At 33.2% G+C, this 20,432-nt stretch carries 14 protein-coding genes and 3 pseudogenes; 11 read left to right on the plus strand and 6 right to left on the minus strand.

Annotation, left to right across the window (positions count from 1 at the left end; all coding sequences use genetic code 11):
* Position 1: 1 nt before the first annotated feature.
* The 3 genes from ABWU45_RS06265 (at position 2) to ABWU45_RS06275 (ending at position 3,377) form a co-directional block, all read left to right on the plus strand.
* Positions 2-1,051: a threonine aldolase family protein gene (locus ABWU45_RS06265; RefSeq protein WP_151807617.1), complete on the plus strand. Its 1,050-nt coding sequence runs from the start codon at positions 2-4 to the stop codon at positions 1,049-1,051.
* On the plus strand, positions 1,048-2,091 hold the full coding sequence (locus ABWU45_RS06270) for a threonine aldolase family protein (protein WP_353278267.1): 1,044 nt from the start codon (positions 1,048-1,050) through the stop codon (positions 2,089-2,091). Before ABWU45_RS06265 ends, ABWU45_RS06270 begins: the two co-directional genes overlap by 4 nt.
* 140 nt (positions 2,092-2,231) lie before the next feature.
* A complete protein-coding gene (locus tag ABWU45_RS06275) occupies positions 2,232-3,377 on the plus strand; it encodes an MFS transporter (RefSeq protein ID WP_353278268.1) in 1,146 nt (381 codons plus the stop codon).
* Positions 3,378-3,394: 17 nt separating this feature from the next.
* Here the strand turns inward: ABWU45_RS06275 and ABWU45_RS06280 are convergent, their stop codons facing one another.
* Positions 3,395-4,702, minus strand: coding sequence for a UDP-glucose dehydrogenase family protein (locus ABWU45_RS06280; RefSeq protein WP_353278269.1), 1,308 nt, complete (start codon positions 4,700-4,702; stop codon positions 3,395-3,397).
* Positions 4,703-4,749: 47 nt separating this feature from the next.
* Positions 4,750-5,649, minus strand: coding sequence for a DMT family transporter (locus ABWU45_RS06285; RefSeq protein WP_353278270.1), 900 nt, complete (start codon positions 5,647-5,649; stop codon positions 4,750-4,752).
* A gap of 345 nt (positions 5,650-5,994) precedes the next feature.
* Between ABWU45_RS06285 and ABWU45_RS06290 the strand changes: the two genes are divergently transcribed.
* Positions 5,995-6,213: a hypothetical protein gene (locus tag ABWU45_RS06290; RefSeq protein WP_341819653.1), complete on the plus strand. Its 219-nt coding sequence runs from the start codon at positions 5,995-5,997 to the stop codon at positions 6,211-6,213.
* Entirely contained in the window at positions 6,200-7,870 is a 1,671-nt protein-coding gene (locus tag ABWU45_RS06295; protein ID WP_353272550.1) for a recombinase family protein, read from the plus strand. The genes ABWU45_RS06290 and ABWU45_RS06295 overlap by 14 nt, the downstream gene beginning before the upstream one ends.
* A 207-nt stretch (positions 7,871-8,077) precedes the next feature.
* On the opposite strand, the pseudogene ABWU45_RS06300 reads toward ABWU45_RS06295, so the two are convergent.
* Positions 8,078-8,779 (minus strand): annotated as a pseudogene (locus ABWU45_RS06300) (helix-turn-helix domain-containing protein); the annotation flags it as partial.
* Positions 8,780-8,982: 203 nt separating this feature from the next.
* Positions 8,983-9,884 (minus strand): annotated as a pseudogene (locus ABWU45_RS06305) (helix-turn-helix domain-containing protein).
* Between the two features lie 113 nt (positions 9,885-9,997).
* Here ABWU45_RS06305 and ABWU45_RS06310 point away from each other — a divergent pair.
* A complete protein-coding gene (locus tag ABWU45_RS06310) occupies positions 9,998-10,945 on the plus strand; it encodes an Rpn family recombination-promoting nuclease/putative transposase (RefSeq protein ID WP_353278271.1) in 948 nt (315 codons plus the stop codon).
* Positions 10,946-10,950: 5 nt separating this feature from the next.
* Here ABWU45_RS06310 and ABWU45_RS06315 read toward each other — a convergent pair whose 3' ends face one another.
* Together ABWU45_RS06315 and ABWU45_RS06320 are read right to left on the minus strand one after the other, a co-directional pair.
* Positions 10,951-14,568 carry a latrotoxin-related protein gene (locus tag ABWU45_RS06315; protein ID WP_353278272.1) on the minus strand — a complete coding sequence of 1,206 codons (3,618 nt, stop codon included), beginning with the start codon at positions 14,566-14,568 and terminating at the stop codon, positions 10,951-10,953.
* Between the two features lie 142 nt (positions 14,569-14,710).
* The gene (locus tag ABWU45_RS06320) at positions 14,711-15,652 is read right to left on the minus strand and encodes a tetratricopeptide repeat protein (RefSeq protein ID WP_353278273.1); all 942 of its coding nucleotides are present in this window, start codon (positions 15,650-15,652) and stop codon (positions 14,711-14,713) included.
* 91 nt (positions 15,653-15,743) lie between these two features.
* On the opposite strand from ABWU45_RS06320, the pseudogene ABWU45_RS06325 reads away from it, so the two are divergent.
* From ABWU45_RS06325 to ABWU45_RS06345, 5 genes and pseudogenes are all read left to right on the plus strand, one after another.
* A pseudogene (locus tag ABWU45_RS06325) lies at positions 15,744-16,703 on the plus strand (IS4 family transposase); the annotation flags it as partial.
* Positions 16,704-16,924: 221 nt separating this feature from the next.
* A complete protein-coding gene (locus ABWU45_RS06330) occupies positions 16,925-17,869 on the plus strand; it encodes an IS110 family transposase (RefSeq protein WP_353277894.1) in 945 nt (314 codons plus the stop codon).
* Positions 17,870-18,105: 236 nt separating this feature from the next.
* Complete coding sequence (locus ABWU45_RS06335; protein ID WP_353279068.1) at positions 18,106-18,378, plus strand: GPW/gp25 family protein; 273 nt, start codon at positions 18,106-18,108, stop codon at positions 18,376-18,378.
* A 2-nt stretch (positions 18,379-18,380) separates the two neighbouring features.
* Positions 18,381-19,163: a baseplate J/gp47 family protein gene (locus ABWU45_RS06340; RefSeq protein ID WP_353278274.1), complete on the plus strand. Its 783-nt coding sequence runs from the start codon at positions 18,381-18,383 to the stop codon at positions 19,161-19,163.
* On the plus strand, positions 19,163-20,323 hold the full coding sequence (locus ABWU45_RS06345) for a phage tail protein (RefSeq protein WP_353278275.1): 1,161 nt from the start codon (positions 19,163-19,165) through the stop codon (positions 20,321-20,323). Before ABWU45_RS06340 ends, ABWU45_RS06345 begins: the two co-directional genes overlap by 1 nt.
* Positions 20,324-20,432: the final 109 nt, after the last annotated feature.

Raw genomic sequence — 20,432 nt, forward strand, 5'->3', positions numbered from 1 at the left:
GATGGAAAAAATTATTGATCTGAGAAGTGACACTACAACTCTGCAGAGCTCCAACGTTATACATGCAATAAGTAATGCAACTGTTGGAGATTTTGCTTATGGTGAAGACAAAAGCTGTAATGACTTATCAGAATATTGCAAACAATTATTCAAAGTAGAAGAAGCATTATTTGTAACCAGCGGTATGCTTGCAAATAGATTAGCCGTTGCCAGTCAAACAAGTCCTGGTGATGAACTAATAACTCATTATAATTATCACGTTAATTTTTTCGATAGCGCAGGCAATGCAAAAGTAAATAATATCGTATTTAATTGTATTAGAAATAATAGCGGAATCTTAGATGTTGATGAAGTAGAATATGCTATTAATTCTAAGCCGAGGTATAAAATTTTTGCTCAGGTGAGTCTTGTTTCTATAGAAAATAGTATAAATGGGTTTAATGGTAAAATTTATCCTTTTGAAAAACAAGTCGAGTTATATCACTTTTTAAAAGCTCACAATGTAAATCTTCATTTAGACGGTGCAAGAATATTTAATGCTCATATCGAAACAAATATTGCTTTAGCAGATTATGCTAAATATGTGGATACAATGAGCTTTTCTTTTACTAAAGGACTTGGCGCTCCTTTTGGTTCAATGCTTATGGGTAAAAGAGAGATAATTGAAAGGGCTAAAAAGCTACAGGTTTGGCTAGGTAGTGGTTATCATCAGATAGGGTATTGTGCTAATGCAGCAAAATATGTACTACAGAATAATATCTCTAGGCTTAAAGAAGATAATAAGCTAGCTAAATTGTTTGCAGATAAGATTAAAGAAATTCCACACATAAAACTGATACTACCTTATCCAGAAACTAATATAGTAAGCTTTAGTATAAAAGCACTAAATGTAACTAATGAGGTTTTCTTGAGTAAATGCCAAACCTATGGTTTATTGCTTTTTCCTTGGCTCGAGTCTCATATAAGAGCAGTTACCCACCTTGGCATAAAGGAAACAGACATCATGAAAGCTGCTGAAATTATAAAGGAGGTTGTATTAAATTTAATATGAGAATAAAAATAGATTTCTTTAGCGATTCAAACACTGACCCTTCAGTTGAAATGAGGGAAGCAATGGCTAAAGCAAAAGTTGGAAACGAAGCTGCATGTGAAGATCCAACTGTAAACGAATTAGTGGCAACCGCATGTAAAATATTAGGTAAACCTGCAGGAATCTTTTTGATTTCAGGAACGATGTCCAATGTAATTGCTTATAAAGTACACATTCAAAGACCTGGTGATTACTTGCTGCTTGATGAAACTTCACATCCTCTCATAGTACAATCTGGCTTGATCGCAGCCCAGGCACATGCCACTCCTTTGCCCATCAAAGGTACGAGAGGAATATTTACTGGAGAACAAATTGTTGAGTTTATTACTCGTCCTAGTTTAAGAAATATTCCGAGAGTTGGGCTTGTTTCTATCGAACAAACGACAAATTTTGGTGGTGGAGCTGTGTGGCCTTTAGAATATATTCAAGAGATCTCAAGTCTCTGCAAAGAGAATGACGTATTCACTCATTTAGATGGAGCAAGACTGTTCAACGCTTGTGCTCATACTAAAATATCTCCAAAGGAGTATGCAAGTTATTTTGATTCGGTATTTATTGATTTTAGTAAAGGATTAGGTGCTCCAATGGGCGCAATATTGCTTGGAAGTGAAGAGTTTATTGAAAAAGCTTGGTACTATAAGTTTCAAATTGGCGGAGGTATGCACCAAGCTGGCATTATTTCAGCTGCATGTTTATATGCTCTACATAATAATGTAAATTGTTTAGAGGAAGATCATAAAAAGATGCAGCACCTTATAGAAGGCCTAGACTCCATAGATCAAGTTATAATTGATATCAACCTGTATAAAACTAATATAGCGTATTTTTCATTACGTACTAATTGTATATCTACTCAAGAATTAATAAACGTACTAATGACAAATTATGGAATTAGAATGGCTAACATCAAAGGTAAAATCAGAGCTATAACACATAGAGATATAAGCTATGAAGATATTAATATTACTGTATCTGCTATAAGAAAGATACTAAGTAAGTAATTTTCTGCACTAATTGTTTGCAAACTTCTTGTCAAACAATATTATACCAATATAGTATTATGCTAGCATCTGCATAGAGCTATTTGGGAATAGGTGTGAACTTTGTCTTCTTTCAATATTTGCTATTCTTCTGTGGATATATGCTGCTTTATTTATCAAGACAAAGTATACCAATTGCTCTACCACTGTTAATAGATACTGACCATGTAAAATTAAGCTATTTTTTTGCCTGCTTTTCTTTTTTTTATGGAGTATCAAAATTCGTTAATGGAATAATCATGGACTCCAAAAATAATCCATTATTTATGTTTGGGCTATGCAATATTGCAACTGGATTATTAACCATTGGTATAACTTTATCATATAATAATCTAACTTTATTACTGTTAACATTAATATTATTAGCTTGGACACAAGGGTTAGGTTGGCCAGCTATTACCAAGTTTATGGTTACAAACTCTAGCATCTCTTCAATTGCATCATCATGGGGAGTTATGAGCGCATCTCAGCAACTTGGTTCTTGTATTACTTTAATTGTATTACCAAGTATAATTAAAATATATGATGCAGAAAGTGCATTTTTGTACTCTGGTCTCTTATGCTTACTTTTTGGAATTTATATAATATTAAAAGCATATTACAAAGAAAGTGCCAACTTTACTACCTATTATAAGGTGCAGAAATCTCAAATAGGTATCAAGGTAACAAGTTCCATATGGTTTCTATGTTGTGCTACTTTTTGTGCTTATATTATAAAAATGGGAATCTTTTTTTGGTTTCCTATAATTTTAAGGGATAAATTACAAATTTCTCTTGTACAATCCTCACTAATAACAGGCGTATATGATTTAGGTGGAATCCTTGGAACTTTAATCACAGGAAGAATTAGTGATATGTACTTCTTTCAAAATAGAAGCTTGCTGGCATCACTTTATATGTTGGGTATAGCACTCACTTTTATTGCAATGAACTTTGGTCAAAACATAATTCTTATGAACCTTGGTGCAATCTTATCAGGATTCTTTATATTTGGAGTGCAAGTACTGACAGGTGTTATAGCTGTAGAAATTGCTCCACAAAATAATGTATGTGCAATTGTAAGCTTAACAGGATTATTTGGGTATATTGCAAGTTCAATATTTTCATGCGTGCTCTTAGGAGTGCTTGTTAAGCACTGTGGTAACAGTATTATGTTTTCATTTTTTTCCATTTGCTCTGTTGTTGCACTCGTTTGCTTTTCCATACTATCAAGCAAAGATCTAAAAAAACTAAGTAAAGCGGTGTAAAAAAAATTTCTCAACAGTTAAACTTTGTAGATAGATTTTTTACCCAAGGAATAAACATGGTAACCATATCTTAGTAACAGCTCACTATCTAATAAATTACGGAAATCAAAAACATTAGGTGCAGCCATAATACTCTTTAAACTTGCAAAATCTTGATTTTTAAATTCTTTCCACTCCGTTAATAATAATAAGGCTTCCGCGTCTCTTGCAGCTCCTATAGCGCTGTCCGCGTACTCTATATCCTTTAGAATTTGCCTAGCATTATCCATCCCTACTGGGTCATATGCAGTAATTTTAGCCTTGTTATTCACTAACAATTTTGCAATATCTATAGCTGGGCTATTTCTTACATCATCAGTACCAGACTTAAAAGTTAGCCCCCATATCGCTATTTTTTTATTTTGGACTCCATTTAATACATATTCTACCTTTTTAGCAATGTTTGTTATATGATTATAGTTAGATTCTTTAACTGAATTTAAAATTTGTAGCTTAACATTGTGGTCTTCAGCAAGCCTTATTAAAGCTGACAAATCTTTAGGAAAACATGATCCTCCAAATCCTGGACCAGCTTTGAGAAACTCCTTACCTATTCTATGGTCCATTCCCATACTGTTAGATAAAAGGTCAATGTCTGCTCCTAATAGCTCACATAAACCTGCCATCTCATTGATAAAAGCAACCTTTGTTGCTAGAAAAGCATTAGAAGCATATTTAATCATTTCAGCAGTAACTGTATCAGTGACTATTAACGGAATATTCTTATCTATAAATGATTTATATATAACTTCTAGTTTTGCCCTAGCTAGATTAGTTTTTACTCCTATTATTATCCTATCTGGGTATAAAAAATCTGATACTGCAGAGCCTTGCTTGAGAAACTCTGGATTAACCCCCAAATCAAAGTTATAGCCCTTATTAGATAAATAATTATATATATTTTCTGCAGTACCAGGAGGAACAGTTGACTTTATCACTATTAAGCAATCTTGATTAACTCTCTCAGAAACTTCACTTACTGCATTATATACATTCTTTAAATTTGCATTTCCTAGGGAGTCTGATGGAGTATCTACAGTTATAAATACTACTTCTGTATTGGGATTTATTTGAAAATACGAATCGAAAAATCTTATCCTTTGTGACTTTATATTATTCTCTAAATAATCTGCTAATCCAGGTTCATATAGAGGAATTTTCCCTGATTTCAAAAGTTCAATCTTCTCAGTATTTATGTCAATGCAATCAACTTTATGGCCCTGCTCCGATAATATTGTACCAGATACTAAGCCTACATACCCTACTCCTATAATAGTTATGTGCATTTTATTATCACCTTAAAAATATAGCTTAGCATCTAAAATAAATACCATTAACAATTATAAACTTTTGTTGTTACATTATTTTTCTTAATTGCCTTACCTTCCGAATAAGCTATGAACAAGGTTGATGGTATTAATATCAAAGTACCATATAAAGCACTTTTATCAGGTAATTCATTAAATATAACGTATGCTACTATTGCAGAAATTATTAGCTCTATGTATCTATACGGTGCAAGTGCAGTAGCATCAGTAAGAGCAAAAGCTTTTAACATGAAGAACAGAATTAGGTTTGAACTTATTCCTAAAATCAGCAGTAATATTAATTCTGACAAGGAAGGCATATGCCAATAAAATAACAAAGATGGAGTGGAAAAAATTGTTGTTGTTAGAGCTGAGTAAAATAATATACTTATTATTTTCTCCTTCATTACAAGCTTCTTATTAAGTACATCTAGTGTAGCGAAGATTAATGCGGATACAATAAAAATAAGAATTTTAGGATTAAAATCCTCACTATAAGCTTTAGTAGTAATAGCAATACCAATAAAACCAATGACAGCTACTACCCATCTTTGCCAAATTATATTTTCTTCCAGAAAAGGAATTGCAAGAAGCATAACAAATAATGGTATTGAGAAACCTATAATTGTTGCAGTTACTATTGGGCAAATAGTCAACCCATAGGTCCATAAGGTCATTCCACAAAACAACAATGCACCTCTAGTTATTTGAATAGATATTCGACTTGTTTTACAAACTCCTATTCCATAGTAAAATATAAAAGGTATAAGAGTAATAGTGCTAAATAAAAAACGGAAAAAGATTATCTCAAAACTTTGAAGGTGTAAACCGAGACACTTTGATATAGTATCATTAACTACACTACTAAGTAAACTGAGTATAAACCAGGTAACTCCAAGCAAATAAGCTCTTAGTCTGTGATCCATAAAACTCCAAATTTAATATTTTATGAGATAACTTTACTGTACAAAAGATCAATAATAGAAAAGGTTTCTTCTATCTACTGTTTAACCATATTCATAAATATTTAGTAGAAATAATTTGAGAAGTGTTATATAAAATGCAGCTTTATTGCATAATTTTAATAAACAGAAATGCTAACTGATTTTTTTGTAATATATGATAATACTTGCGAATACCCCTGCAACAATGTTGCAACAAACATAAAACTAAAAAAAATAATTTCCCGGCAGCTTCTACTCAAAGAACGAGGAGTTGTTTTCACTTATAGAACCAACGATCAACTGACCATCTGTTTCGATGAGTGATATATGAACATATTTATATATTTTCAAGGAAAGCTCATGGGAAAAAAGAAACTGACTGTTCGTGTTAGCTATAGTTATGAACCTAATCGGTTAGCAGAATTGTACTTATTAGATGCATATAAAAAACTAGCATTAAATAAACAAGTAAATGGGAGCCAAAAGGAGAAAATTTTTGAATGTAACAATAGAATCAATTTAAGGGGGAGCAATGATAACTGTTAGTCTGTACGCGAGAGTTTCTTCAGGAAAACAAGTGCAAGGAGATACAATAGCAAGCCAAATTACTGCTATAGAGAATAAGATTAGTGCTGATGGACATAAATTACTAAGTGAATATAAATTTATTGATAATGGTTATAGTGGCTCTGATATAATACGTCCTAGTTTAGAAAAATTAAGAGATCAAATAGCAGAAGGTAATATTAATAAGGTTTATATTCATTCTCCTGATCGTTTGGCTCGCAAATATGTACATCAAATGTTATTAGTTGATGAATTTAAGAAATTGGGTGTAGAAACAGTTTTCTTGAATTGTCAAATTGACGATAATCCAGAATCTCAATTACTATTACAAATACAGGGTATGATAGCAGAATATGAACGTGCAAAAATTATGGAACGAAGTCGTAGAGGCAAGATTCACGCAGCCAATAAAGGCAGTATAAATGTAATGAGTGGAGCTCCTTATGGCTATCGTTATATAAATAAGCATATAGGAGGAGGACAAGCCTTTTTTGAAATTAATGAAGAGGAAGCTGAAGTCATTCGTAAAATGTTTTTTTGGGTGGGAAGGGGAAGAGTAAGCATTGGAGAAGTATGTCATAGATTAAGAGCTATGTCCATCGTAACACGAACAGGAAAAAGGTATTGGGATAGGAGTGTAGTCTGTCGTCTATTACAAAATCCTGCTTATAAAGGACAAGCAGCATTCGGTAAAAAAAAGCTAGGAGTAAAATTAAAACACGTAAGACCACAGAAACGCTCTTGTGAGCAACCGAAAGACAATTATTCTACTTTTCGTACTGATAAAGAAAATTGGATTTATATTCCTGTACCTAATATTATAAACGAAGATTTATTTGATATAGTTCAAGAACAGCTAACTGAAAATAAAAGAATAGCTAGGAGAAGACGAATGGGAGCAAATTACTTGTTGCAAGGTTTAACAGTATGTCAGCTTTGTCATTATGGATATCATGGTATTAGCACTTGCTCTAGCGCTCGTCGAACATATTATCGTTGTACTGGTACGGAGCGAGGTCACTTTGGTGGCAATAAAATGTGTAATAATAGAATGATTCGTACAGATGTATTAGACGTGGCTGTATGGGAAGAGGTAAAATACCTATTGAAAAATCCTACTCGGATATTAGAAGAATACAAGCGTAGACTTTCAGAGATTAAAAAATCACCATTAGATCAAAAAAGTGACTTTCTTGAGAAAAAAGAAGATCAATTAAACTGTGGCATTGCAAGGCTTATTGATGGCTATACTCAAGGATACATCAATGAAGAAGAGTTTAAACCAAGAATTAAAGCAATGAAACAAACCTTACAAATGATCGGAGAGCAAAAGAAAAAGATATTTGATCAAAAAAGACTTGAACAAGACTTAACTCTAGTGGTGACTACTTTAGAAGAGTTTTCTTCTAGCGTTAACTCAAGTCTTGATAACGCAGATTGGCTAACTAGACGTGATATCATTAGAACATTAGTTAAGCGAATTGAGATTAACCATGAAGACGTGCATATCGTGTTTCGAGTAAAAGAGCTGCCAGACTCTTTCACACACAGTGGAAAAGCGGACCAAAGTTTATTGCAACATTGTTGCAGGAGTCAATACTATCACATTATCAGGAAAAGTAATCGGGAGTACTGACGGCTGTGGCGATTTTACCAACTAGCTCCTCTGCTAGCATTAGCAATATGTGTTTTCAGCATCAATTTTAAAAGCATTAAATTTGAAGTTTATCAAACAACACGAATTAGCAGCAAAACTTTATGAAAATGCTTCAGTTGAGTCAGCTAAACAAGGATTTAGAATAGTTAATATATTAACCACTTTCACTTATATCTTTAACACAATTCAATTTTCACAATCACCTAACTCATCAGCAGTTAGGCCACTTGCTCGCAAAATAACATCAGTAGAAACACCCGCCTTCACTAGATTTTTCGCAACCTTGATTTTTTCTGTTTTTTTAACTTTTTCTTTACTATCCTTCATATCCCTAGATAAAAATTTCTTCACTAATTCTTGCTCTTCAGTTTTTCTTAGTAAATTAAGTAGTTCACTATCTTCATTTGTTTTAGGTAGCAGAACTTTAATATTCACTGACAATGCTCCTGCTATTTCATATAATTTATCAAATGTTATAGCAGTATACCCTCTTTAATACTCGTATATTTCCTTGAGCGTTAAATCAACCTTATCCGCCAAATCTTCCTGAGTATACCTTTTTATCAATCTCCATTCTCTTATTCTTTGCCCTATTCTGTAGTATATAGAGTCAGTGCAGACTTCTTTTCTTGCATCATTATATTCGTAAGTAGATAAGCCGGTTGCTTTGGAAATTATGTCAACTGACACTCCTTCTTTAACTAGATTTTTTGCTACCTCTAATCTTGCCTCTTCTTGATTAATTTTTTCGCTAATATGAACAAACCTGACTAATGAAGGTACTATTTTGCCTAACTTTTGATTCTCGTATATTTTTGTTAGATAGAGTATTTCCTCGTCTTCATAGCTGTCTTCCCTTACTATTACTGATTCAGGTAATAAATCTACAAATCATTCGATTTCTTCTTTACTTTTATTCATATAATTTACCCTTCACTAACAACAAACTTTTTTTAAATATTTACTGCTGTTTTTTATCAGCATTGGCATAGAGCCATAGCTTTCGAGTGAAGTCAAATCAATTTTTCAATCTTTTTTACTTATTTTTTCATGAATAGGTGAAGATATTAATATATGGTGATTTTTTTATTTTAAACTTGTTGAATTTCGCCTAAAGAGAGGCCTGTTATTTGCAAAATAATATCGGTAGAAATTCCTTTTTTAACTAAATTCTTTGCAATTTTCATTTTTTCTGCTCTTTTCACTTTCTCTTCGCAAATTTGTATGCTTTCAAACAGAGATTTTATTAGTACATGACGTAGTTCTTGGCTCTCAATTTCTTTGTATTCTTTAATCAAATCAGGTAGCTCATTTTCCACTTTACTACCTTCATCTTCTTCTATTAGTAGATCTGTAATATTAATCGATAATGTTTCCGCTATTGCATACAATTTTTCCAGTGGAATAGCCACACGTCCTTGTTCATAGTTGCTTATTTCGTCACGTGTTGTATCTATCTTCTCTGCTAAATCCTTTTGAGTGTACTCTCTTCCATTCTTTTATCTTCTTTCCTATTTTGTAGTAGATAGAACCGACTTTTTCTTCAACACATTCATCAGCAGAGAGACCAATTGTTTTTGCAACAATATCAACAGAAATTCCTGCTTTAACCAGACCCTTTGCAATTTTTATTTTTTCCGATTTTCTACTACTTTTTTCACTAACTTGAGCAAATTTGGTTAGTAAACAAAACATTCTACGTAACTCCTGATCATTAATCTTTTTATATTTTCTTACTAATTTCCTCTCCCTCATCTTCAAGACAGATTTTTTCATTTGATACAGGAATAAGATCCGTAATATTAATTGATAATACCTCTGCCATAGCGTATAATTTCTCAATCGAAATTTTACGTGTTCCTTTTTCATATTGTAGTACTACTTGATACGTTACACTGACTTTCTCCGCTAAATCTTTTTGAGTATATCCTCGCTTTAACCTCCAGCTCCTTACTTTTTGTGCTATTTTGTATCTTATAGAGATATTTGTCATAAATATTATACAGGTTAATACTACCAAATAAAGATATACAAAATGTTTGCATTTTAGTTGAATATTTCTTCACAATTATGTATAATTATTAATGCTTTTTAAGTCGATTTCCTATGGCTCTTTCGAAGTTTCTCGATCCCAAGAATGATATATCGTTCAAGCGCATCTTTGGCACTGAAAAAAATAAAGATATCCTTATTCACTTTCTTAATGATATTATCGGCTTTGCTGGAAAAAATGCAATACAGGATATAGAGTTTTTAAGTACTATTCAAGACCCTGATATTGCTTCTAAAAAACAAAGCATTGTTGATGTTCTTTGTAGAGATGAAAATGGGCTGCAAGTGATAGTCGAAATGCAGATCGCTAAAACTAAGGGCTTTGAGAAACGTGCCCAATACTACGCTGCTAAAGCTTACTCAAGACAGGCTGATAAAGGTGATCAATATCATGACCTTAAGGAAATTATCTTTATTGCTATAGCAGACTGTATTTTATTTCCTGATAAGTCTGAGTATAAATCAAAGCACACTATTCGCGATGAAGATACTAATGAACATGATCTAAAAGATTTTTACTTTATATTTATTGAGTTGCCTAAATTTCCAAAAACCAAAGAAGATCAGCTTTCAAGTATAGTTGAAAAATGGGTCTACTTCTTTAGATATGCAGACGAAACTAGTGAAGAAGAGCTAGAGAGAATAATAGGAAGTGATCTAATAATTAAAAGAGCATATGAAGAACTAAATAGGTTCAACTGGTCAGAAAAAGAATTTATTGCCTATGAACAAGAGATCAAGCGCATTCGTGACGAACAGGCTGTCCTTGCTCAAAAACTCGATGATGCTACTCAAAAAGGTAGACAAGAAGGCATCCAAATCGGTCATGAAAAAGGTAAAATTGAAGGTAAAATTGAAGGTATAGCAGAGGGTGAACAACAGGCTAAAATAGCTGTGGCCAAAAACCTACTTGAAGCTGGCATCTCCACTGACATCATATCACAAACCACAGGTCTTTCTTTCGATGAGATCAAACAGTTACAGGCAGAAAAGACCTCATAGTCCCCTCAATTTATCGCTCTGCTTATTCCTTGAACCACTGATGTTCCATTTAAGAATGTATCCGGCTTTTTAGATAACTGTACTTTCCTTGAAACTTCCTGACCTAAAACTTTAGAAGGCTTTTCTACTTTCTGCTGTAGTATCATAGTTTCTTCCTTAGCTAAAACTTCTTCTAAGTTACTCTTTAAATTATCTAGAAACTTATCAGTTTGTTTAAATTCTGGACACGCTTCTTTTGCAAATGAATATAGGGTTTTTGCTATTTCAGAAAATTTTCCATTTATTATTTTTCCAATTATAGCTGATTGCACTACCACAGGATCAAAGTTTAGATTTGTCACTGATATTCCTGACTTAATAGCAGTTTTATTCAACACTTTCTCAAATCTATTTGTAATATTTAGTGCATAACCTCTCGCTTCTAATAAAGGTATAGATTGATCTACTGCAGGTATATATTGTTTACCCGTAAACTTTCTTACAATCACATCAAGTAACATTATCGTACCATTTACATCCATTGGTTGTGAGATTGTACCTGAAGTGCTTGATGTTTCCCTAGGCAATGCAGGCTTAGAACTTAATAACCCACCTACAGAATCTCTCACCCAACCAAATAAATCATTTATCCATGAAGATGGTCTTGTGCTACTGCTTTCTAAAAATTCTTTATCTAAATCCTTATGCCTTCTATGCCTAGTTTGCTGTTTACCTCTATTGAAAACATCATTATACACTTGATCCTTATGTTCTCTTTTCACAATATCTACATACCTTGCAGTGTTTATTTCTTTTTGCTTATCTTTTAAGACTATTTCTTTATCAGCAAATTTTATGGATAACGTTTTCATTTTAGGTGTTTCATAAAACTTACTCAGCACTATTGTACACAGATCATCTTGAGTATTAAAAGCATTGGTTATTATTAGATCACTGCCATGATCACGAACAAACGTATAGTTTCCTGCTTTTTTTGGTGTTATTAATTCTGTATTTTCTTCTACATCTTGACTTGTTACAATAATAACTTCTTTATCCTTTTCAAATACTAAAGGTAATGGTTTTAAACTCCACTCATTGTTATCAAGGTTAATTCTCATAGGAACATTGTCCATAATCACATGAGTCTTGTTATACCAATTAACCCCATCTTTTAATCTAACAGTAAAATATTCATGTTTTTCACTTATAGATGAATCCTCTATTGACTTTTCTACTGTTGCTTTTAGTAATAAATCATTTGCAGATTTAAGAATTTGTAATTTAAAACTATTTGAGAACTCACCTTTTGTTTGCTGTACTAAGTTTCTCAAATCAACTGTATCTACTGAACTTTCTACATCAAGGTCATAAATAACCACTTCAGGTAGAGGAATTTCAAACCTTTTGTTTTCGGAATCAATTACATATACATTTTCACCACCATTACCTACTAAATGACTTTTATGTAGTGGGTTGTTATGTATTATCTCGTAATTTCCACTTCCTATTGCAACAGTTTCATTGCTTAATAGTGATTGTATAAAAAATGACATTTTATTTAGTCGATTTGCTACAACTAAGTAATCCTTTATAATTTCATCAACTGATTTATTAGTGTTCTCAAGCATATACAGGTTGCCCTTATTTCCTACTTTTATTTCAGTATTGTTACCTAGCCTATAAGAAGGATTAGATGCACCAGATATTGTTATATTAAATTCCTTGTCTGACATTGGTGAAAAATTGAACGCAATTATATGCGAAGTCTTATTTAGTACATTTATATTTCTCACGTCGACATTCTTTATCTGAGCAGGTTCATACTCAAATGCAAAAGTATTACTTAAGTTCAATGCTCCAGCAGTATAAATGAAATCAACTTTAGCGCTACCAAGTGCATATGGTATAATATAGTGAAAATCTCCTTTCAATGCTCGATTGTATATAACGGTATTAGGTCTTACCACTATCTGCATCTCATAGGCACAATCTTTATCATCTATTTTTATATGATCTACAAACCTTTCACTACTACCTTGACCATCTACAAATTTAATATCACTAGTACTGCTATCACATGTAATAAACATACGATCTGCCTTGCCTTTTCTACCTAAAAACCTATTTATTCCACTCATTCCAAAGGAATTATCTTGATAATAATCTTCAACTTGCCCTACATGTAATTTTACATCTATAGATTCTTTTTCTGGAGCAAATGATGTTAGATCCAAAGTATTCACTCCACCTTCTCCATAAAAATATCCTGTTATAGAGCTTCCTTGCAAAATGAATATATCGTCTTTATTGCCACCGTGATACTTTTTAGATCCATTATTTACTACAAAGATATTTGGATTATCTATAAATCCTTTTACATAATCTTCACCTTCTCCTAAGTTAATTAGAGTATAACCTCCTGTTTTGTTAGTAGATAAGTCAGTTATGCCAATTGCACTTTTACATAAGTAAGATCCATAGTTTGGAACAGGTTCATAATTTCCTTGTGGTAAGCAGAATAACTGACCTCCTCTTGGATTATCAGGCTTTGCTCTGCTCCATTTTATATCAGTTCTTCTTCTATCAAGTAGTACTGTGTTATCTAAATCTTCTTCAAACTTAGTTGTGCATTTCTCAGTGTAACTTGTAACTGTACGTGCCCTAGTACATCCATTAAATCCAGGACTAACACATATCCTCTTGCTCTGTTGTACCTTATTACAAGAATCTACAACTGACTTACCAGTAGGAAAAACATACCTTTGAATATCACTATGCTGCTGTAAGTACTCAAGTCCTTGCTTTACTAGTTGGTTATTAAGCTGCTTTTCTTCTATTAACTCTTCTATATGTTTTTCAGGTTCCATACCGATAAATGCACGTAACCCTTCAATAAATTTTTCACTTCCTTTTAGATGAATAATTTGGTCAATTTTATCAACTCTCTTTACTGCCATGTAAACATCAGTGCCAACAAATACTACAGCACCAATTGCAGTGCCAATCGGTCCAGTAACAGATGATACTCCTTCTAATACTTCAAAAGCTTCAGCGATTTCTATACCAATCTCTGCAGCATCAACACCTAAGTAAATGCTATCTCCTACTACGCCAACCAATGCTTCTTCAGTACCATTTTTAAATGCTTTTACCTGATTTACTAAGTCATAGACAACAAAAGCAGAAGTACCACGAGCAAGGAAAGGAGATGCTGCTCTTAAAGATCTACCAAGCAATAACTTTCCTTCTGAGGCTAATTTTAATCCTTTAATAGATGCAGCTTCAGCAACTTTAGCAAATCCTTGACCACCTGCTATAAAACCAACATTAATTGCTACGCCCTGATAATCTCCATTTAAAAAGTCAGCTAATACATTTTTAGCCATCATGCCATGCATTACCATACCAGAAACTTTTCCCACTTTATTTAAATGATCCATGACTTTTTGATTGCTGGTCAGCTTATTAACTAGATCTTGAAATTTACCTGTAACTTCAACTTTATCAGCTAATTGAATCAGCTGGGCAAGCTTGGCTTCTGACATTGATTCACTTTTAATGTAGTCAATAAACTTATCACTATTAATCTTGATCTTACCAAAATCTCTTATCCCTTCTTTTTCCTCATTAAATTCATCCACATCATTCCATGATAATTCACATTCTTTAGCCTCTCTTTTTCTTCTACCACTACTTTCTGAACTTGGTGGACATTCCTCCGGCTTTACTGAACCTGAAGATACTTCTTCATCTTTGACCTGTTTCTTCTTCAGTATTTCAATACTATTCTGAGTAGCTAATGTATCTGGATGATCCTTGACCCAAGATCTGTTTTCTTTTCTCTAGCACCTCCTCATACGCTTTTAATGCCTCCTTATATCTACCTTGTTCGAAAAGCACTCCTGCCATATTATTTTCCGTGCTTAGAGTATCAGAGTGATCTTCTCCTAATTTCTCTTTTCTTTTTTCATAAACCTCTTCAAAGATCTTTAGTGCATCCTCATATTCGCCTTGTCTCCTCAGTATCTCAGCTATGCCATTTCTTGTAGTCAAGGTATCCTGATGATCAGGACCTAAGATATTCTTTCTTTTTTGTATATCGTAAACTTCATTATAAATCTGCAATGCCTTATTATATTCTCCCTGATTAGAAAGTACCCCTGCTATACCACTCCAAGTAACTAAAGTATCAGGATGATCAAGCCCTAAAGTATCTTTCTTTTTTTCATAAATTTCGTTGAAGATTCGAAAAGCCTCGTTATATTTACCTTGTTTGGAAAGCACCACCGCCATACTATTCTGAGTATTTAAAGTAGATGGATGGTCTGGTCCTAAAATGGCTTTTCTCTTACAAAATACCTCATTATAAGCTTGTAAAGCCTCGTCGTATTTACCTTGGTCACCGAGCACTGATGCTATATTATTCCGAGTACTTAAAGTAGATGGGTGGTCTGGTCCTAAAACTTTGTTATATCCCTCAAGAACCTTTTTAAAAGCGTTTAGAGCCTCATCATATTTACCTTGCTTTTGAAGTACTAATCCAATGTTGTTCTTTATCGTTAAAGTATATGTGTGCTCTGGACCTGAAACTTTATTATACCCTTCAAGAACCTCTTTAAAAGCATTTAAAGCCTCATCATACTTACCTTGTTCTCTTAGTATTCCTGCAATATTACTTTTTGTTATTAAAGTATTAGGATGGTCTGGTCCTAAAATCACTGCCATTAAGTTAAGGAAAAGTGATGAACTGTATTATAAAATCAGGTAAGATTCACAAATTAAAAGAAGTAATGACATGAGTAAAAAAAGAATAATCATGTTTATAAAAAATAAATTGATGAGTTTAAACTTTATAAACGCACACAGAGCATCCTCAAAAGACTTCTCACGAAAAAGAAAGCTGCCCTTCGTTAATGTATTTCTCCTGATTTTTAGAAAGAGTGTAAAGTCATTACAAGTGATGCTTAATGAGTTTGTTCTGCATACAAGAAAAGATTATACAATTACGGCAAGTGCATTTACTCAAGCAAGAAAGAAGCTAAAACATACTGCGTTTTCAGAGTTAAATGATGATATAGTTTCCCTATACTACCAAGATCAGGAATTTAAAACCCACCATGGCTTCAGAGTACTTGCATTTGATGCTTCAATACTGATTCTGCCAAAGAGCGACAAAATAATAGGTGAGTTTAGCTCAAGAGCAGTATGGAATGGAATCCAGAGATTTGAAGACTATACAAGTGCAACCTTTGAAGTTTGCTACGATGTGCTAAATAATATTGCAATAAAATCTGTGCTAAGTAGAGGTGACAGCTATGAGGTTGATTTAGCAATCGGTATGCTTGAATCCATAAAATCAGACGATTTGTTAATCTGTGATAGAGGATACGTATCTTATCGATTTCTTGCTGAGCTTACAGGAAGGAAAATCAATTATATAATTCGCTGTTCAAGTTCGTCTTTCAATGAAATAAACGCTATGTTTAAGCCGGAAAGCCCATCTAGTACGGTGGTAGTGTCTACCGCACCTATTAAAGTAGCAAGACAGCTACGAAAGCTAGGATTACCTGATGAGATGAAATTCAGGTTAGTCAAAATAATACTTTCTTCTGGCGAAGTTGAAGTGTTAGTAACATCTCTGTTAGATGAGAAACGTTTTACAGTTGAAGAGTTTGAGAGATTATATTACTTGCGCTGGGGAGTAGAAACATTTTTTTCTAGGCTGAAGGGAAGATTAAATTTAGAGAATTTCACAGGAAAAAGTATTGAAACTATTGTAAGTTAAAAATGTGATATAAAGGAAACAAGAGGGAAGATAACTCTAATCACTATAGGAATAGAGTTATCACGGGTGTGTGCGACCGGTGAAACAATTGGTATTACAACCGTATTGATCAAGGTACACTAGCCCTATCTCTCGATACGTTTGAATAGTTGCGTGGGACATATGTATGCACCCGTTTACAATCTTAAATTAATTAAACTATCGAGGTTATCATGATTACATCTTATCAAAATTTTATAGGCATTGATATCGGAAAATTTAAAAATGTTGTTGCAGTTCACAATCAGAAAAACGCTGTTACATTTAACAATAATACTGCTGGTTGGCAACAATTGTTTAAAGAGTTTTCAAATATCTTACCTGATTCTTTAGTAACTTTGGAGAACACAGGAAAGTACGAACTTGGCTTAGCACATTTTCTTGTTGATAAGAATATTGCTGTACATCGAGCTAATACTCGCAAAGTAAAAAGCTTTACCTTATCTCATGGAACTTTAGCAAAGTCTGATCAATCAGATGCAAAAGCTATTGCTCAATATGGATTTGAACGCTATAGTACTCTACCTCTATTTGTACCTATGTCAAAGGAACAAACAACTTTAGCTGCACTTTGCCAACGTCGTGATGATCTTACGCAAATGAGAACTCAAGAGAAATGCAGATTAGAAGCACCTGAAAACAGCTATGTAAAAGAAAGTTGCCAAAAAACTATTGACTTTTTTAACAGTCAGATAAAGGAGCTCAACGATTCCATACAAAAGATTATCGATGAAAATCCAGAGTTACAGAAGCGCCAAAAAATCCTTAGAACAGTGCCAGGAATAGGTCCAAAATTGTCTCAAGACTTTGTATGTCTAATGCCAGAACTTGGCTACTTAAACAAAAAAGAAGTCGCAAGTCTTGCTGGAGTTGCGCCACATCCAAAGGAAAGTGGAAAAACTATTGGCTATCGAAGAATAACAGGTGGTAGAAGCAATGTTCGTACAAAGCTTTTTACAGCTGCGATGGCTGCTACAAGATCTAAATCTGCACTTGGTACTTTTTACTCTGATCTTATTGGTAGAGGTAAAAAGAAGATGGTGGCTATAACAGCTCTAATGCGAAAGATCATAGTAATTGCCAATGCACGACTTAAAGAAGCAATTAATATGAAATAAAAAAGCTGCATAGAAAATAGGTTAATGAATATGTGCGCCCACACAAACTGAAAGCACATATTCATTAATCATAAGATCTAAGCAGTAACAGCTGTTTGATATAAAATTCTTTTTCTGTAATAAATTAGATTTTTTATTGCCGAAAATACATTTTTTAGTTGAGTAGAAATACAAAATTATAAACAAGAGTTGTAATAAAACTAAACTCAAAAAATTAAAAAAAACATAGTTGATCAATAATTGATATACTGACCACTCCTATTAACAGTAGAATAATGAGGAGAGATTATGGCTCAAGATTATTTGAATTGGTGGATAAGCCAATAAATAGAGATTTAACTTTGGAAATCTATGCAGCAGTAGCAGAAGCTCTACAAAGGTGGGAGGAAAGATTTAAGCTAGAAAAAGTAAAAATGACAGAGGTGAAAGAAGGAAAAGTAACGCTTGACCTAGAAGGATTATACTTACCAAGCGGGAAAAACATTCATTTTGATGAAATTGTAGTTTAAAGATGCAGCAGCTAAATATTGTAGAAAAGCCAAATTTAGAGGAAATATTTTCAAGAATGAAAGAGGAGTTAGTCCGTAGAGATGAAACCTTTTCAGGATTAGTAGAATCGGATCCAGCAATGAAAGTTCTGGAAGTAGCAGCGTGGAGAGAGTTGTTACTGAGACAAAGAATAAACGAAGCAATAAAAAGTAATTTACTTAAATTTGCGACAGTTGATAATTTAGCTGAGTTTTATGGAGTGGAGAGGCAAAAAGAAGAAGATGATGAACGATTTAGAAAAAGAATTAAAGCAAAGATAGCAGGTTGGTCAACAGGAGGAAGTAAGGAATATTATAAATATCATGCACTGTCAGCAGATAGTAGAGTAAAAGATGCACTAGTAGAATCACCTATACCAGGGAAAGTACAAATTTCAATCTTATCAACACAAACTGGCATAGTGTTAGAAGAGCTACTTGAAATTGTAAGAAAGCAAGTTAATAGAGATGATATAAGGGTTTTAACAGATACAGTAACAGTAATTGGTTGCAATATTACGGAAATAGATATTGACAGCAGAATGAGCATAAGTTCTGTAATATCAAAGGAGGAAATTAAGGAACAGTTCATCAAGAAGTTTGAAGCAAGTAGAAGGCTGGGATGGAATGTTACAAGATCATGGATAATAGCGAATTTATTTGTAGATGGTGTAGAAAACGTAGAATTAATCGAGCCAAAAGAGGATGTTGTGGTTCTGGGAAATGAATGTGCAAATTTGAGAAATTTAAAGATTGAGTTGAATTAATGTTACTGCCACCAAATGCAACAAGGCAGGAAAGAGCGCTAGTAGATGCGATAGATTATAAAGTAGATCCAAACTGTATCAGAGGATTTAAGTTTAGTCTTAAAGAAGAAACATTGCCGTGGATAATAGAAGAATATGGTTTAGAAGAGATACTGCGTTGGGTAAAAGATAGAAGAAAAGCCGTAGTAGAAGGAGTAAAATTTCAAAGACTGAGAGGAACTCCAGCATCACTAAAAATAGCATTAAAATGGGCAAATATAGAAGATATTACAATTATTGAAGAGCCACCCGGTAAACACTTTTTTGAGTTGCAAGTAGGGATAAAAGAGGTACCAAATGACTTCTTCGTAGATGCAGTAGTAGAGCTGGCAAAACTATCACTGCCTGTAAGGTCCAGATTGATGAGGATTTTTAACGATTATTATAATGTGCAGAGATTTATATTGGATGAGAGTTTATTTGGAGATCTTCTTTCTGATTATTCAGGGGTAAAAATAGAAAAAGATGGACCAGTGTTATCATTTGGTAGAAAGAACGCATTTGAGCTAAAAATCTTAAATCCAAGTTTTAAGTTTAGTACTTTTCGTGTTCATTATGAGCAAGCATTTAGTAATGATGTATATCGGTTAGGTGTGGCAGTACTTGGAGAAACAGAGCCTCACACAAAGGATTATAACGGTATTTATGAAAGAAATCATCAGTGGTACAATTTAAAAGCACTATATCCTCTACCGCAGAGCTTATTGCCGGAAATTAAGTTTGCGAAAGCGCAAGTTATATTATCAGACAGTTGGAACTTAGGAGAAATAAATGAGTGCTTTCCAGTTAGTAGTGTGGAGGAAAGAGGGAATAAATTTGTATTGGGAAGTAGTAAACTATCTGAACAACTATGGAACTTAAAATACGAGCAAATTTTAGAAAGGTTTAGCGTCGCTCATTTTTATCAAACAAAGAATTTCATTAACCAGAAAATAGTAGGATACGTTATAGCAGAACACAACGTTTACTATAGAAATGATTTGGATTCAGAGCAAAAAGACTCAATACACGAATTAGAAAAGCACATTTTAGTATTTTACCCGGGAGTACTGAAGTGGCATGAACATCGACATTTGCACAGAAGTTGGAAAAATAGTCAAGCAATATGTGTAATAAGTTAAATATTTATATTTAGATCCTCATATATTATATTAATAATAGGTTAAAATGTATGAAATAAAAAGAAAAGGACTTGCTTTCTCATGCTAAAAAGGACATGACTTGAATAGC

The sequence above is a fragment of the Wolbachia endosymbiont (group B) of Longitarsus flavicornis genome (genome assembly GCF_964028135.1).
GTDB lineage: Bacteria > Pseudomonadota > Alphaproteobacteria > Rickettsiales > Anaplasmataceae > Wolbachia.